General features: G+C 59.2%; 12 protein-coding genes and 4 tRNA genes. All 16 read right to left on the bottom strand.

All coding sequences use genetic code 11. The annotated features are described in order from the left end of the window. Positions 1-3: 3 nt before the first annotated feature. Positions 4-4,203, bottom strand: a complete 4,200-nt coding sequence (gene rpoC, locus N5D48_RS08150; RefSeq protein ID WP_279882972.1) for a DNA-directed RNA polymerase subunit beta' — start codon at positions 4,201-4,203, stop codon at positions 4-6. Positions 4,204-4,267: 64 nt separating this feature from the next. Further along, positions 4,268-8,341: a DNA-directed RNA polymerase subunit beta gene (gene rpoB, locus N5D48_RS08145; protein WP_279882970.1), complete on the bottom strand. Its 4,074-nt coding sequence runs from the start codon at positions 8,339-8,341 to the stop codon at positions 4,268-4,270. Positions 8,342-8,560: 219 nt separating this feature from the next. Continuing rightward, positions 8,561-8,929, bottom strand: a complete 369-nt coding sequence (gene rplL, locus N5D48_RS08140; RefSeq protein ID WP_011531883.1) for a 50S ribosomal protein L7/L12 — start codon at positions 8,927-8,929, stop codon at positions 8,561-8,563. 78 nt (positions 8,930-9,007) lie between these two features. Then, positions 9,008-9,508: a 50S ribosomal protein L10 gene (gene rplJ, locus N5D48_RS08135; protein WP_009397369.1), complete on the bottom strand. Its 501-nt coding sequence runs from the start codon at positions 9,506-9,508 to the stop codon at positions 9,008-9,010. A 197-nt stretch (positions 9,509-9,705) separates the two neighbouring features. After that, entirely contained in the window at positions 9,706-10,401 is a 696-nt protein-coding gene (gene rplA, locus N5D48_RS08130) for a 50S ribosomal protein L1 (RefSeq protein WP_194791184.1), read from the bottom strand. Then, complete coding sequence (gene rplK / locus N5D48_RS08125) at positions 10,401-10,832, bottom strand: 50S ribosomal protein L11 (RefSeq protein WP_084859380.1); 432 nt, start codon at positions 10,830-10,832, stop codon at positions 10,401-10,403. Before rplK ends, rplA begins: the two co-directional genes overlap by 1 nt. Before the next feature lie 120 nt (positions 10,833-10,952). Further along, positions 10,953-11,486 (bottom strand): transcription termination/antitermination protein NusG, encoded by a 534-nt coding sequence (nusG, locus tag N5D48_RS08120; RefSeq protein ID WP_011531880.1) that lies wholly within the window; start codon positions 11,484-11,486, stop codon positions 10,953-10,955. A gap of 9 nt (positions 11,487-11,495) precedes the next feature. After that, positions 11,496-11,864: a preprotein translocase subunit SecE gene (secE, locus tag N5D48_RS08115; protein ID WP_279882964.1), complete on the bottom strand. Its 369-nt coding sequence runs from the start codon at positions 11,862-11,864 to the stop codon at positions 11,496-11,498. A gap of 44 nt (positions 11,865-11,908) precedes the next feature. Beyond that, positions 11,909-11,984 (bottom strand) — tRNA-Trp (locus tag N5D48_RS08110). Between the two features lie 54 nt (positions 11,985-12,038). Beyond that, positions 12,039-13,232 carry an elongation factor Tu gene (gene tuf / locus N5D48_RS08105; RefSeq protein ID WP_010951775.1) on the bottom strand — a complete coding sequence of 398 codons (1,194 nt, stop codon included), beginning with the start codon at positions 13,230-13,232 and terminating at the stop codon, positions 12,039-12,041. Positions 13,233-13,312: 80 nt separating this feature from the next. Then, a tRNA-Thr gene (locus N5D48_RS08100) sits at positions 13,313-13,388 on the bottom strand. Between the two features lie 28 nt (positions 13,389-13,416). Next, positions 13,417-13,490, bottom strand: a tRNA-Gly gene (locus N5D48_RS08095). Between the two features lie 24 nt (positions 13,491-13,514). Next, positions 13,515-13,598, bottom strand: a tRNA-Tyr gene (locus N5D48_RS08090). Positions 13,599-13,750: 152 nt separating this feature from the next. Continuing rightward, entirely contained in the window at positions 13,751-14,176 is a 426-nt protein-coding gene (locus N5D48_RS08085) for a hypothetical protein (RefSeq protein WP_279882962.1), read from the bottom strand. 7 nt (positions 14,177-14,183) lie between these two features. Then, positions 14,184-14,933: a pantothenate kinase gene (locus N5D48_RS08080; protein ID WP_279882960.1), complete on the bottom strand. Its 750-nt coding sequence runs from the start codon at positions 14,931-14,933 to the stop codon at positions 14,184-14,186. Further along, positions 14,923-15,882, bottom strand: coding sequence for a bifunctional biotin--[acetyl-CoA-carboxylase] ligase/biotin operon repressor BirA (gene birA / locus N5D48_RS08075; protein WP_279882958.1), 960 nt, complete (start codon positions 15,880-15,882; stop codon positions 14,923-14,925). Before birA ends, N5D48_RS08080 begins: the two co-directional genes overlap by 11 nt. Between the last annotated feature and the right edge of the window lie 140 nt (positions 15,883-16,022).

Below are 16,022 nucleotides of genomic sequence, written 5' to 3'. Positions count from 1 at the left end.
TACTCAGTTACCGCTGGAGTTCAGCGCTTCGGTCAGTGCGGCTTCCACCTCACTGGCGCTCACACGCAGCGGCTTGTCGGCATCACGGCGACGCTTGCGCTCGCTGTGATAGGCCAGACCGGTACCGGCCGGGATCAGACGACCCACGACCACGTTCTCTTTCAGGCCGCGCAGATAGTCGCGCTTGCCGGTTACCGCCGCTTCGGTCAGTACGCGGGTGGTTTCCTGGAAGGAAGCCGCGGAGATGAACGACTCGGTCGACAGCGACGCCTTGGTGATACCCAGCAGCACACGGGTGAACTTCGAGATGAACTTGTCTTCGCTGGCGAGACGCTCGTTCTCGACCAGAACCTGAGTCAGTTCCATCTGGTCGCCCTTGATGAAGCTGGAATCGCCGGACTCGGAGATCTCGACCTTGCGCAGCATCTGACGCAGGATGGTCTCGATGTGCTTGTCGTTGATCTTCACGCCCTGCAGGCGGTAAACGTCCTGGATCTCGTTGACGATGTACTTGGCCAGCGCGCTCACACCCAGCAGACGCAGGATGTCGTGCGGATCGCTCGGGCCGTCGGAGATAACTTCGCCGCGGTTTACCTGTTCGCCTTCGAAGACGTTCAGGTGGCGCCACTTCGGAATCAGCTCTTCGTACGGATCGCTGCCATCGGTCGGAGTGATGACCAGACGACGCTTGCCCTTGGTTTCTTTACCGAAGGCAATGGTGCCGCTGACTTCAGCCAGGATCGAGGCTTCTTTCGGACGACGCGCTTCGAACAGGTCGGCAACGCGCGGCAGACCACCGGTGATGTCACGGGTCTTCGACGTTTCTTGCGGAATACGCGCGATAACGTCACCGACACCGATCTGGGCACCGTCAGCCACACCGACGAGGGCGTTGGCCGGCAGGAAGTACTGAGCAGGTACGTCGGTACCTGGCAGGTACAGGTCCTTGCCAGCAGCATCGACCATCTTGATCGCCGGACGGATTTCCTTGCCTGCGGCAGGGCGATCCTTGACGTCCATCACTTCGATGTTGGTCAGGCCGGTCAGTTCGTCGGTCTGACGCTTGATGGTGATGTTTTCTTCCATGCCCACGAAGGTCACGGTACCTTTCAGTTCGGTAACGATCGGGTGGGTGTGCGGGTCCCACTTGGCGACGATGGCGCCAGCTTCGACCTTCTCACCTTCCTTGACCGAAATCACCGCACCGTAAGGCAGCTTGTAGCGCTCACGCTCACGACCGAATTCGTCGGCAATGGCCAGCTCGCCGGAACGCGACACGGCAACCAGGTTGCCATCGGCACGCTCGACCTGCTTCAGGTTGTGCAGACGCACCATACCGCCGTTCTTCACCTGGACGCTGTCGGCAGCCGAAGTACGGCTTGCAGCACCACCGATGTGGAACGTACGCATGGTCAGCTGGGTACCCGGCTCACCGATCGACTGGGCAGCGATAACGCCGACAGCTTCACCGATGTTCACCTGGTGACCGCGAGCCAGGTCGCGACCGTAGCACTTGGCGCAGATGCCGTAGCGGGTTTCGCAGCTGATCGGCGAACGCACGACCACTTCGTCGATGCTGTTCAGCTCGATGAACTCGACCCACTGCTCGTCCACCAGGGTACCGGCCGGAACGATGACGTCCTCGGTGCCTGGCTTGAACACGTCACGGGCAATGACACGACCCAGTACGCGCTCACCCAGCGGCTCGACAACGTCGCCGCCTTCGATGTGCGGGGTCATCAGCAGACCCTGGTCGGTGCCGCAGTCGATCTCGGTCACGACCAGATCCTGCGCCACGTCTACCAGACGACGGGTCAGGTAACCGGAGTTCGCGGTCTTCAGTGCGGTATCCGCCAGACCTTTACGAGCACCGTGGGTCGAGATGAAGTACTGCAGTACGCTCAGACCTTCACGGAAGTTCGCGGTGATCGGCGTCTCGATGATCGAGCCGTCCGGCTTGGCCATCAGACCACGCATACCGGCCAGCTGACGAATCTGGGCCGCGGAACCACGAGCACCGGAGTCGGCCATCATGTACATCGAGTTGAAGGACTCTTGCTCGACTTCCTTGCCCTCGCGATCGATGACCTTCTCTTTCGAGAGGTTGGCCATCATCGCCTTGGACACTTCGTCGTTGGCCTTGGACCACAAGTCGATGACCTTGTTGTACTTCTCGCCCTGGGTGACCAGGCCGGAGGCGTACTGGCTCTCGATTTCCTTCACTTCGTCGGTGGCGCTGTTGATGATGCGCGCTTTCTCATCAGGGATAACGAAGTCGTTAACACCGATGGAAACACCGGAAATGGTCGAGTAGGCGAAACCGGTGTACATCAGCTGGTCAGCGAAGATCACGGTCTCTTTCAGACCCACCACGCGGTAGCACTGGTTGATCAGCTTGGAGATCGCCTTCTTCTTCATCGGCTGGTTGACGACGTCGAACGGCAGGCCTGCCGGTACAACCTGGAACAGCAGCGCACGGCCGACAGTGGTGTCGACGATGCGGGTGTTCTTGGTGATGCTGCCATCGCGATCTTTCACGGTTTCGTTGATACGAACCTTGATTTTCGCGTGCAGGGCGGCTTCGCCGGCGCGGAATACGCGGTCGACTTCCTGCAGGTCGGCGAACACGCGACCTTCGCCCTTGGCGTTGATGGCTTCACGGGTCATGTAGTACAGACCCAGTACCACGTCCTGCGACGGAACGATGATTGGCTCACCGTTGGCTGGCGACAGGATGTTGTTGGTCGACATCATCAGCGCGCGCGCTTCGAGCTGGGCTTCCAGGGTCAGCGGCACGTGAACGGCCATCTGGTCACCGTCGAAGTCGGCGTTGTACGCGGCGCAGACCAGCGGGTGCAGCTGGATGGCCTTACCTTCGATCAGTACCGGTTCAAAGGCCTGGATACCCAGACGGTGCAGGGTTGGCGCACGGTTGAGCAGGACGGGGTGTTCGCGGATCACCTCGGCGAGAACGTCCCATACCTCTGGCAGCTCGCGCTCGACCATCTTCTTGGCGGCCTTGATGGTGGTCGCCAGACCACGCATTTCCAGCTTGCCGAAAATGAACGGCTTGAACAGCTCGAGGGCCATCTTCTTCGGCAGACCGCACTGGTGCAGACGCAGGGTCGGACCGACGGTAATTACCGAACGACCGGAGTAGTCCACACGCTTACCGAGCAAGTTCTGACGGAAGCGACCTTGCTTACCTTTGATCATGTCGGCCAGCGACTTCAGCGGACGCTTGTTCGAGCCGGTGATGGCGCGACCGCGACGGCCGTTGTCGAGCAGGGCGTCGACCGCTTCCTGCAGCATGCGCTTTTCGTTGCGCACGATGATGTCCGGCGCCGACAGATCGAGCAGGCGCTTCAGACGGTTGTTACGGTTGATCACCCGACGATACAGGTCGTTCAGGTCGGAGGTCGCGAAGCGGCCGCCATCCAGCGGCACCAGCGGACGCAGATCCGGCGGCAGCACTGGCAGGACGGTCAGGACCATCCACTCAGGCAGGTTGCCCGAACCCTGGAAAGCTTCCATCAGCTTCAGGCGCTTGGACAGCTTCTTGATCTTGGTTTCCGAGTTGGTCTGCGGAATCTCTTCGCGCAGGCGGCCGATCTCGTGCTCCAGGTCGATAGCGTGCAGCAGCTCGCGGACAGCCTCGGCACCCATGCGGGCGTCGAAGTCGTCACCGAACTCTTCCAGCGCTTCGAAGTACTGTTCGTCGTTCAGCAGCTGACCTTTTTCCAGCGTGGTCATGCCCGGGTCGATAACGACGTAGCTCTCGAAGTAGAGCACGCGCTCGATATCACGCAGGGTCATGTCCATCAGCAGGCCGATACGGGACGGCAGCGACTTCAGGAACCAGATGTGGGCGACCGGCGAGGCCAGTTCGATGTGCGCCATGCGCTCACGACGAACCTTGGCCAGGGCAACTTCAACGCCGCACTTCTCGCAGATCACACCGCGGTGCTTGAGGCGCTTGTACTTGCCGCACAGGCACTCGTAGTCCTTGACTGGGCCAAAGATCTTGGCGCAGAACAGGCCGTCACGCTCAGGTTTGAACGTACGGTAGTTGATGGTTTCCGGCTTCTTAACTTCACCGAACGACCACGAACGGATCATTTCAGGCGACGCCAGACCGATGCGGATGGCGTCGAACTCTTCGACTTGACCCTGGTTTTTCAGCAAATTCAGTAGGTCTTTCAAGGCCTTTCCTCCTGGCGGAGCAGGGAGCGGGCATTACCTGCCCCACTCCCCTTCGCGTCACGTGTTATTCGGTTTCCAGATCGATATCGATACCGAGCGAACGGATCTCTTTGATCAACACGTTGAAGGACTCGGGCATGCCCGGCTCCATACGGTGATCGCCATCCACGATGTTCTTGTACATCTTGGTACGGCCGTTCACGTCGTCCGACTTCACTGTGAGCATTTCTTGCAGGGTGTATGCCGCGCCGTATGCTTCCAGCGCCCACACTTCCATCTCCCCGAAACGCTGACCACCGAACTGCGCCTTACCACCCAGCGGCTGCTGGGTAACCAGGCTGTAGGAACCAGTGGAACGCGCGTGCATCTTGTCGTCCACCAAGTGGTTCAGCTTGAGCATGTACATGTAACCCACGGTCACAGGACGCTCGAACTTGTTGCCGGTACGGCCGTCGAACAGCACCATCTGGCCGCTTTCCGGCAGGTCTGCCAGCTTCAGCATGGCCTTGATCTCACGCTCCTTGGCACCATCGAAGACCGGGGTAGCCATAGGCACGCCTTTCTTCAGGTTGTTCGCCAGGGCGAGGATCTCCGCGTCGGTGAACTCTTCCAGGTTCTCCTGACGACCACCGATCTCGTTGTAGATCTCGGTGAGGAAGGTGCGCAGTTCAGCGGCCTTGCGCTGCTCTTCGATCATGCGGTCGATCTTCTCGCCCAGGCCTTTGGCCGCGAGGCCCAGGTGGGTTTCGAGGATCTGCCCGACGTTCATACGCGAAGGTACGCCCAGCGGGTTCAGCACGACGTCGACCGGAGTACCGTGGGCGTCGTGCGGCATGTCTTCGACCGGCATGATCACCGAGACCACACCCTTGTTACCGTGACGACCGGCCATCTTGTCACCCGGCTGGATGCGACGGCGGATGGCCAGGTAGACCTTGACGATCTTCAGTACGCCTGGCGCCAGGTCATCGCCCTGCTGCAGCTTGCGCTTCTTGTCTTCGAACTTGTCGTCCAGCAGACGGCGACGGTCGACGATGTACTGCTGAGCCTTTTCCAGCTGCTCGTTCAGTGCATCTTCGGCCATGCGCAGTTTGAACCACTGGCCGTGCTCCAGACCGTTCAGGACGTCATCGGTGATCACGGTGCCTTTCTTCAGGCCCGCGCCACCGTCGACCACCTGGCCGTTCAGGGCGGAACGCAGACGCTCGAAGGTCGCGCCTTCGACGATGCGGAACTCTTCGTTCAGGTCCTTGCGGATCTCGTCCAGCTGCATCTTCTCGATGGCCAGGGCGCGGCTGTCGCGCTCGACGCCATCACGGGTGAAGACCTGTACGTCGATGACGGTACCCTTGGTGCCGGTCGGCACGCGCAGGGAGGTGTCTTTGACGTCGCTGGCCTTCTCACCGAAGATCGCGCGCAGCAGTTTTTCTTCCGGAGTCAGTTGGGTCTCGCCTTTCGGAGTGACCTTGCCGACCAGGATGTCGCCGGCGCCGACTTCGGCACCCACGTAGACGATACCGGCTTCGTCCAGCTTGTTCAGCGCAGCTTCACCCACGTTCGGGATGTCCGCGGTGATTTCCTCTGGGCCAAGCTTGGTGTCACGGGCCACACAGGTCAGTTCCTGGATGTGGATCGTGGTGAAGCGGTCTTCCTGGACCACACGCTCGGACAGGCAGATGGAGTCTTCGAAGTTGAAGCCGTTCCATGCCATGAACGCGATGCGCATGTTCTGACCCAGCGCCAGTTCACCCATGTCAGTGGACGGGCCGTCGGCCATGATGTCGCCACGTGCGACCACGTCACCCTTGCTCACCAGCGGACGCTGGTTGATGCAGGTGTTCTGGTTCGAACGGGTGTACTTGGTCAGGTTGTAGATGTCCACACCGGCTTCACCGGTCTCGACTTCGTCATCGGCAACGCGAACGACGATACGGCTGGCGTCGACCGAGTCGATCACACCACCGCGGCGAGCAACCACGCAGACACCGGAGTCACGGGCGACGTTGCGCTCCATGCCGGTACCTACCAGCGGCTTGTCGGCGCGCAGGGTCGGTACAGCCTGACGCTGCATGTTCGAACCCATCAATGCACGGTTGGCGTCGTCGTGCTCGAGGAACGGAATCAACGAGGCAGCGACGGAAACAACCTGCTTCGGCGAAACGTCCATCAGGGTGACGTCTTCCGGCGCCTTGACGGTGAACTCGTTCAGGTGACGAACAGCTACCAGCTCATCGATCAGCTGCTTCTTGTCGTTCATCGCGGCCGAAGCCTGGGCGATCACGTGATCGGCCTCTTCGATAGCGGACAGGAACACGATGTCGTCGCTGACAACGCCTTCCTTCACCACGCGGTACGGGCTTTCCAGGAAACCGTACTGGTTGGTGCGGGCATAGGCTGCCAGGGAGTTGATCAGACCGATGTTCGGACCTTCTGGAGTCTCGATCGGGCACACACGGCCATAGTGGGTCGGGTGTACGTCACGAACTTCGAAGCCTGCGCGCTCACGGGTCAGACCGCCAGGGCCGAGTGCGGAGACACGGCGCTTGTGGGTGATCTCGGAGAGCGGGTTGTTCTGGTCCATGAACTGCGAGAGCTGGCTGGAACCGAAGAACTCCTTCACCGCCGCCGCGACCGGCTTGGCGTTGATCAGGTCCTGCGGCATCAGGCCTTCGCTTTCGGCCATCGACAGACGTTCCTTGACCGCGCGCTCTACGCGCACCAGGCCAACACGGAACTGGTTCTCGGCCATTTCGCCGACGCAACGCACGCGACGGTTACCCAGGTGGTCGATGTCGTCGACGATACCTTTGCCGTTACGGATGTCGACCAGGGTCTTGAGGACCTCGACGATGTCTTCCTTGCTCAGCACGCCCGAACCTTCGATCTCGGTGCGACCGATACGACGGTTGAACTTCATGCGGCCAACGGCGGACAGGTCGTAACGCTCGGCGCTGAAGAACAGGTTGTTGAACAGGGTCTCGGCGGCATCCTTGGTTGGCGGCTCGCCTGGACGCATCATGCGATAGATCTCGACCAGGGCTTCCAGCTGGTTGCTGGTGGTGTCGATCTTCAAGGTGTCCGAGATGAACGGACCGCAGTCGATGTCGTTGGTGTACAGGGTCTCGATGCGGACGACCTGAGCCTTGGCGATCTTGATCAGCAGCTCGGTGGTCAGCTCGGTGTTGCACTCAGCCAGGATTTCACCGGTGGCCGGGTGAACGATGGCCTTGGCGGTGGTGCGGCCCAGCACGTACTCCATCGGCACGTCGAGCTCTTTCACGCCAGCCTTTTCCAGCTGGTTGATGTGGCGCGCGGTAATACGGCGGCCTTGCTCGACGATGACCTTGCCGCTGCCGTCATGGATATCCATGACCGCAACTTCACCACGCAGACGCTGTGGCACCAGCTCCAGGCTCAGTTTTTCACCAGAGATGTGGAACACGTTGGTGGTGTAGAAGGTGTTCAACACTTCTTCAGTGCTGTAGCCCAGCGCGCGCAGCAGTACCGAGGCCGGCAGCTTGCGGCGACGGTCGATACGCACGAACAAGCAGTCCTTCGGGTCGAACTCGAAGTCCAGCCACGAACCGCGGTAAGGGATGATGCGCGCGGAGTACAGCAGCTTGCCCGAGCTGTGCGTCTTGCCACGGTCGTGGTCGAAGAACACACCCGGCGAGCGGTGCAGCTGAGACACGATCACACGCTCGGTACCGTTGATAACGAAGGTACCGTTTTCAGTCATCAGGGGGATTTCACCCATGTAGACTTCTTGCTCTTTGATGTCCTTGATCGCTTTGTTCGACGATTCCTTGTCGAAGATGATCAGGCGCACCTTCACACGCAGCGGGACCGCGAAGGTCACACCACGCAGGACACATTCCTTCACATCGAACGCCGGCTCGCCCAGGCGATAGCCGACGTACTCCAGGGCAGCATTGCCGGAGTAGCTGATGATCGGGAATACCGATTTGAAGGCCGCATGCAGGCCGACGTCGCGGAACTGGTCCTTGGATGCTCCCGCCTGCAGGAATTCGCGATACGAATCCAGCTGGATGGCCAGGAGGTAAGGCACATCCATGACGTCCGGCAACTTGCTAAAGTCCTTGCGGATACGTTTTTTCTCAGTGTATGAGTAAGCCATCAGCATTCCCCAGCTTGGTCACCTGCTTGTTTGGCATCTCCCGGCGGGAGCAGCCGAAAATCGTGCAAACCCCTTGGTTTGCGCCACCCTCTTGGGTGTCTTGCCGCTCGTTATCGGGGCCGACCTGATCGGCCACCAATAACGGAAAAAGGCCGGTGGCATAAGCCACCAGCCATCAGCCCTTCGCTCAACGCTCGGACTGTTGTCGCAAAGTCGAAATTACTTCAGCTCGACTTTAGCGCCAGCTTCTTCCAGCTTCTTCTTCGCGTCTTCAGCGGCTTCTTTCGAAACGCCTTCAGCGATAACCTGAGGAGCGCCGTCGACTTTCTCTTTGGCTTCTTTCAGGCCCAGACCGGTCAGTTCACGAACGGCCTTGATCACGTTGACCTTCTTGTCGCCAGCTTCGGTCAGAACGACGTTGAACTCGGTCTGCTCTTCGGCAGCGGCAGCAGCAACAGCTGGGCCAGCGGCAACAGCGGCAGCAGCGGTAACGCCGAAGGTTTCTTCCATCGCTTTGATCAGCTCAACAATTTCCAGAACGGTTTTCTGGCCGATTGCTTCGATGATTTGCTCGTTAGTCAGAGACATGACTTAAATCCTGTATTGGGGTGACAGCCTACGCAGCCATCAAATTAAACGTATGATTTTGAAAGTGTTGCGCGTGCCTTAGGCAGCAGCAGCTTCTTTCTGGTCGCGCAGAGCTGCCAGGGTACGAGCCAGCTTGCTGGTTGCACCTTGGATTACGCTCATCAGCTGTGCGATAGCCTCGTCGCGAGTTGGCAGGGTTGCCAGCACGTCGATCTGGTTAGCGGCAAGGAACTTGCCGTCGAACGCAGCTGCCTTGATCTCGAACTTGTCCTGACCCTTGGCGAACTCTTTGAACAGACGGGCAGCAGCGCCCGGGTGCTCATTGGAGAAAGCGATCAGGGTCGGGCCTTTGAACGCATCGTTGAGGACCGAGAACTCGGTGCCTTCAACAGCGCGCTTGAGCAGGGTATTACGTACGACACGTACGTAAACGCCAGCTTCGCGGGCCTCTTTACGGAGTCCGGTCATTGCGCCTACAGTCACGCCACGGGCATCAGCCACGACAGCGGACAGAGCGACTTTGGCAGCCTCGTTGACTTCAGCGACGATGGCCTTCTTGTCTTCGAGTTTAATTGCCACGGGTTTACTCCTGGTTTCTACCGTTTCATCTGGCCGAAGCCGGATGTCGTTTTGGTGTCTGATTCGCGAACGAATCGGGAGCACCATCTGCGTAGGCTTGAGGTTTAAGGCTTGCGCCGCCTACGGTCTTGGATAGCCCCCGCCAGGCAGGGACCCCAATTTAGTAGCCGGTGCGACCAGGTCGCACCGGCCGAGCATTACACGTTCAGCGAGCTCTGATCGATGATCAGACCTGGGCCCATGGTGGTGCTCAGGGTAACGCGCTTGACGTAGATACCTTTCGAGGAAGCTGGCTTGATACGCTTCAGATCGGCGATCAGGGCTTCAACGTTTTCCTTCAGCTTGCCGGCTTCGAAGCCAACCTTGCCAACGGAGGTATGGATGATACCGTTCTTGTCGGTACGGTAGCGAACCTGACCAGCCTTGGCGTTTTTCACGGCAGTGGCTACGTCTGGGGTCACGGTACCGACTTTCGGGTTAGGCATCAGGCCACGAGGACCCAGGACCTGACCCAGCTGACCTACAACGCGCATGGCATCAGGGGATGCAATGACGACGTCATAGTTCAGGTCGCCGCCTTTCATTTCGGCAGCCAGATCGTCCATGCCTACGCGATCAGCGCCGGCAGCCAGAGCGGCTTCAGCAGCTGGACCCTGGGTGAAGACGGCAACACGTACGGTCTTGCCAGTGCCGTGCGGCAGCACGGTAGCGCTACGAACGACCTGGTCGGATTTACGCGGGTCAACACCGAGGTTGACGGCGATGTCGTAGGACTCTACGAACTTGGCAGTCGGCAGCGAAGCCAGCAGAGCAGCGGCTTCTTCGAAGTTGTAGGCCTTGCCTGCTTCGATTTTCTCGGCGATAGCCTTTTGGCGCTTGGTCAGCTTAGCCATTACACACCCTCCACGTTCAGGCCCATGCTACGGGCAGAGCCGGCGATGGTGCGCACAGCAGCATCCAGGTCAGCGGCGGTCAGATCGGCCTGCTTGGTCTTGGCGATCTCTTCCAGCTGAGCACGGGTAACGGTACCGACTTTGACGGTGTTCGGACGGGCCGAACCACTGGCCAGGCCAGCAGCTTTCTTCAGCAGAACCGAGGCAGGGGTGCTCTTGGTCTCGAAGGTGAAGCTACGGTCGCTGTAGACAGTGATGATCACTGGAGTCGGCAGGCCTGGCTCTTGACCCTGGGTACGGGCGTTGAAGGCCTTGCAGAATTCCATGATGTTCACACCGTGTTGACCCAGTGCTGGACCAACGGGTGGGCTTGGGTTGGCCTGGCCGGCCTTTACTTGCAGCTTGATGTAAGCCTGAATCTTCTTAGCCATGAGCTACTCCAAAATCGGGTACGAACGCCAGATGGCTCCCCGGATGACTTGCGTTTTATCCCAGTGACGACAAAACCCCGCAGCACATAGGGCTGCGGGGTATGGGATGCTTCAGTTCCGCTAGACCTTCTCGACCTGGCTGAACTCGAGCTCCACCGGGGTGGAGCGACCGAAAATGAGCACCGCGACCTGCAGGCGACTCTTCTCGTAGTTAACTTCTTCGACACTGCCATTGAAGTCGGCGAATGGACCGTCAATGACACGAACCACTTCACCTGGCTCGAACAGCGTCTTCGGCTTCGGCTTGTCGCTGCCGTCGGCTACGCGACGCAGAATCGCCTCAGCTTCTTTATCGGTGATCGGCGCAGGCTTATCTGCAGTACCACCAATGAAACCCATGACGCGAGGGGTATCCTTGACGAGGTGCCAAGTCCCTTCGTTCATTTCCATCTGGACCAGCACATAGCCAGGGAAGAACTTACGCTCACTCTTGCGCTTCTGGCCGTTGCGCATTTCGACGACTTCTTCGGTCGGGACCAGGATCTCGCCGAACTCGTCTTCCATGCCAGCCAGCTTGACACGCTCGATCAGGGAGCGCATGACATGCTTCTCGTAACCCGAGTAAGCATGAACAACATACCAACGCTTAGCCACGAGACACCCTTAGCCAACGATCAAGGAGACCAACCAACCGAGCAGGGAATCAAGCCCCCACAGCAGCAGCGCCATAACCAGAACGACAGCCACGACAATCAGCGTGGTCTGAGTGGTTTCTTGGCGGGTCGGCCACACGACTTTACGGATCTCGGTACGAGCTTCCTTCGCCAGCGCAAAGAACGACTTACCCTTGGCGGTCTGCAGAGCAACGAAGCCAGCGACAGCAGCCAGAGCAAGGAGCACAAGCACGCGATACAGGATTGGAGAGGCGGAGTAATACTGGTTACCCACAACGCCTACGATTACCAATGCGACGACAGCCAGCCACTTGAACAGATCAAAACGCGATTCTTGGGCTTCAGTTCTGGGAGTCATCAAGGAGGATCCTGTGAGAAGAAAGCCAATCACACCGAGGTGAATGGCAGGTCAGGAGGGAATCGAACCCCCAACCTACGGTTTTGGAGACCGTCGCTCTGCCAATTGAGCTACTGACCTATAACGCTGTATCAGGCCGGCCATTATACCGGCCCGATCAAGTAAATCAACTACTTATTCAATAATTTTTGCTACGACGCCGGCGCCGACGGTACGACCGCCCTCACGGATGGCGAAGCGCAGACCGTCTTCCATCGCGATGGTCTTGATCAGGGTGACAGTCATCTGAATGTTGTCACCTGGCATTACCATTTCAACGCCTTCCGGCAGTTCGCAGTTACCGGTCACGTCAGTGGTACGGAAGTAGAACTGAGGACGGTAGCCTTTGAAGAACGGAGTGTGACGACCGCCTTCTTCCTTCGACAGGACGTAGACTTCTGCGGTGAACTTGGTGTGCGGCTTGACCGAACCTGGCTTGACCAGAACCTGGCCACGCTCAACGTCGTCACGCTTGGTACCACGCAGCAGGACGCCGCAGTTCTCGCCAGCACGACCTTCATCCAGCAGCTTGCGGAACATCTCAACGCCGGTGCAGGTGGTGGTGGTGGTGTCACGCAGACCAACGATTTCCAGCGGATCCTGAACGCGGACGATACCACGCTCGATACGACCGGTAACAACGGTACCACGACCCGAGATCGAGAATACGTCTTCGATCGGCATCAGGAACGGCTGGTCGATGGCACGAACTGGCTCAGGGATGTAGGCATCCAGAGTCTCTACCAGCTTCTTGACAGCGGTAGTGCCCATTTCGTTGTCGTCTTTGCCTTCCAGCGCCATACGAGCCGAACCGATGATGATCGGAGTGTCGTCGCCTGGGAAGTCGTAGGTGGACAGCAGGTCGCGAACTTCCATCTCGACCAGTTCCAGCAGCTCAGCGTCGTCTACCAGGTCAGCCTTGTTCAGGAAGACCACGATGTACGGAACGCCAACCTGACGGGACAGCAGGATGTGCTCACGGGTTTGTGGCATCGGACCATCGGCGGCCGAGCAAACCAGGATCGCGCCGTCCATCTGGGCAGCACCGGTGATCATGTTCTTCACGTAGTCAGCGTGACCTGGGCAGTCAACGTGAGCGTAGTGACGAATGTTCGAGTTGTACTCGACGTGAGCGGTGTTGATGGTGATACCGCGCGCTTTTTCTTCCGGAGCCGAGTCGATCTTGTCGAACTCAACGACTGCCGAACCGAATACTTCGGAGCAGACGCGAGTCAGAGCTGCGGTCAGAGTGGTCTTACCGTGGTCAACGTGGCCGATGGTGCCGACGTTAACGTGGGGAAGGGAACGATCAAACTTTTCCTTAGCCATCGATACAGTCCTCCGCAGAAGAAATAGTCATACCGCTGATAAAACAAAGGCAGATATTTTCATATCTGCCTTTGTCTGAATGGAGCTCTTGAGCGGACTTGAACCGCTGACCTCACCCTTACCAAGGGTGTGCTCTACCAACTGAGCTACAAGAGCGAAACACTTTGCGCAACAACAGCAAACTTGGAGCGGGTAGCGGGAATCGAACCCGCATCATCAGCTTGGAAGGCTGAGGTTCTACCACTAAACTATACCCGCGGAGCTTGCGGCTCTCGCTAAAACTGGTGGAGGGAGAAGGATTCGAACCTTCGAAGCTCTCGCAACGGATTTACAGTCCGTCCCCTTTGGCCGCTCGGGAATCCCTCCAGATGTGGCCGGCATTCTATTTGGCTGCCGAACCAGTGTCAAGCTGTTTTTCAAATTTTTTCAATCAAATCTGAAACTTAGCCGCTCTGACACCACTTCCAGCTCAACCACCTGAGTGGTGTTCCCTGCGAAGCGGGCGCCATTCTATCAAGCTATTCAGCAGTTGCAATACCCTCGCACAAAATTATTTTGTGTTTTAAGTCTTTGAAATCCTTGGAAAGACTCACGAGCAGCGCTGAGTCCAGCAAACGCTCGCTTTCAGGCGAAACCTTGAGCCAGAGACCATCAGCTCCTGGCAGCTGACCCGCAATCGGCACCGCGGAGATATCCAGACTCAGCAAGCGCTGGCGCAAGGCATCCAACTGCTCTCGTACCGCCAGCCCCCCAACGACCAGGCACTCATCACGACGCCGGACTGGCGATGCTGCGCCGGTCTCCCGCAAAAGGCGGATTTCCTGCTGGCTACCCTTGTACAGCGACAGCGGCGCGACCTCCTTCACCTTGAGGGGAGCCTGCTGCTGATGCCAGACGTAATAGAAAATGTTCAGCACGACCAATAGAAGAAACAACCAGCGCATAAGCACCTCAGCTCAACGGGCAGGCCATGGCCAGGCCAACGAATACCAGGTCTGGAACAATCCTCGCCTGAGGGGCGGCCTCGCGCACCAAGGGTGCATCACCGCCAGTGAGGAATACCGTGAAGTCCTCGCCCCACAACCCCTTGGCCTGCTCGATCTGGGCTCGAGCAAACCCCTGGAGCATCAAGACGCAACCACGCTCGACCGCTTCAACCGTGGAGCGGCCAGGCGCCAGGCTGCTCAATGCCCGCTCGGCCGAGGCATCATCGTAACGAATGCGCCGCGTGTGCGTACGCAACTGGCTGCGCATCAAGGGCATTCCCGGGCATATGTATCCCCCCAGGTGCTCACCGTCGGCGCCGACGAAGTCCGCCTTTGCCGCAGTACCGAAGTCGATGACCAGGCAGGCCCCCTTGGCCAGATGGTACGCACCGAGCGCCGCCAGCCAACGGTCCATGCCCAAGCGCTGGAAATCTTCGTAGCCGTTCCGCACCCCAGCCATTTCCTTCACCGGCTGAGCGACACTCACCACCACACTGAAACTGTTCTGGAGCAGCGCGCACAGCGACGAAGTCTCCTCCTCGCTGCGCACACTCACCATTCGGCAGCCAACCAGGCTCAGAGTGCCAAGCGCTGCGACTGCGGCCAGCAGCGCCTGGTCGGAATCAACGATACCGCCACCAGCGATCGTGGCATCGGCCGGTTCGATCACACGCCACTTTATAAAGCTGTTCCCACAGTCGAGCTCAAGAATCATCACGCAACCTCAGACTGAGCTCGCCACCGCTGAAGCTCTTTTCCACACCATCGACCTCAATACGCAAGCCGCCCTGCCCATCCACCCCAAGTGCCACACCATCGATGCGCGTGGTGCCGGCGACCAGCGAGACCCTCCGCCCCTGCCATAGATGCGCCTGCTCCCACTCCTCCTGGAACGCGGCGAATCCATAGCGACGATGACGTGCCAGCTCGTGCTGCAGTTGCTGGCTGAGCATCGCCACCAAGCGATTACGGTCCACCAACTGGCCCGTTTCGCCGCGCATGGAAGTCCATGGCTGGTCGATCTGCTCCGCGCCCTGCATATTCACATTGATGCCGATGCCCAGCACCACATGGCAGACGTCCGCCGGATCTCCGACCAGCTCCAGGAGGATGCCGGTGATCTTGCGCCCGCCGGCCAGAACATCATTGGGCCATTTCAGCCCGACATCCTTCAGGCCGAACGCCTTCAGCGTGCGCATGACCGCCAGGCCAACCACCAGGCTCAAGCCCTCGAGCTGGCGCATCCCACCATCGATGCGAAGCACCAGGCTGTAATAGAGGTTTTCGGCGAACGGACTGACCCATTCACGACCACGACGCCCGCGCCCGGCACTCTGGCGCTCGGCCAGCACCAGGAACGGCGCCGCCTGCCCCTGGGCGGCGAGCCTCAGACCCTCGGCATTGGTGGAGTCGATGGTGTCATGAATGAAGGCCGGCCATGGCTCACCCTCCGAGAACTCGGCGATCGCCTGCGATTCAAGCAGGTTCAGCGGTATTGCCAGCTGATAGCCACGGCCGCGGACCTTGTGAATGGTCAGGTTCAGTTCGCTCTCAAGGTGCTGCAGCTGCTTCCAGACGGCGCTGCGGCTTACCCCGAGGGCGGCCCCCAGGGCTTCTCCGGAATGGAACCGGCCATCCTTGAGGAGATTCAACAACTTCAGCATGCCAGTCTCGACTTGGAATAAGGCTGGCATGATAGCCACGCCCCGAGGGCTTGCATAGGAAAAGGGCTACCGCCGGGCTTGCCGCCGGCACGATCTCTGTAGGAGCGGCCTTGTGTCGCGAAAGGGGCGCGTAGCGGCCC

The sequence above is a fragment of the Pseudomonas sp. GD03858 genome (assembly GCF_029840925.1).
GTDB lineage: Bacteria > Pseudomonadota > Gammaproteobacteria > Pseudomonadales > Pseudomonadaceae > Aquipseudomonas.
This window is presented reverse-complemented; position numbering and strand designations above follow the sequence as displayed.

What these genes read in the sequence shown, in the direction of transcription:
- N5D48_RS08080 (WP_279882960.1), bottom strand. Translation starts at nt 14,933, where the DNA reads ATGATTCTTGAGCTCGACTGTGGGAACAGCTTTATAAAGTGGCGTGTG.
- rplA (WP_194791184.1), bottom strand. Translation starts at nt 10,401, where the DNA reads ATGGCTAAGCTGACCAAGCGCCAAAAGGCTATCGCCGAGAAAATCGAA.
- secE (WP_279882964.1), bottom strand. Translation starts at nt 11,864, where the DNA reads ATGACTCCCAGAACTGAAGCCCAAGAATCGCGTTTTGATCTGTTCAAG.
- N5D48_RS08085 (WP_279882962.1), bottom strand. Translation starts at nt 14,176, where the DNA reads ATGCGCTGGTTGTTTCTTCTATTGGTCGTGCTGAACATTTTCTATTAC.
- birA (WP_279882958.1), bottom strand. Translation starts at nt 15,882, where the DNA reads ATGCTGAAGTTGTTGAATCTCCTCAAGGATGGCCGGTTCCATTCCGGA.
- rpoB (WP_279882970.1), bottom strand. Translation starts at nt 8,341, where the DNA reads ATGGCTTACTCATACACTGAGAAAAAACGTATCCGCAAGGACTTTAGC.
- tuf (WP_010951775.1), bottom strand. Translation starts at nt 13,232, where the DNA reads ATGGCTAAGGAAAAGTTTGATCGTTCCCTTCCCCACGTTAACGTCGGC.
- rplL (WP_011531883.1), bottom strand. Translation starts at nt 8,929, where the DNA reads ATGTCTCTGACTAACGAGCAAATCATCGAAGCAATCGGCCAGAAAACC.
- rplK (WP_084859380.1), bottom strand. Translation starts at nt 10,832, where the DNA reads ATGGCTAAGAAGATTCAGGCTTACATCAAGCTGCAAGTAAAGGCCGGC.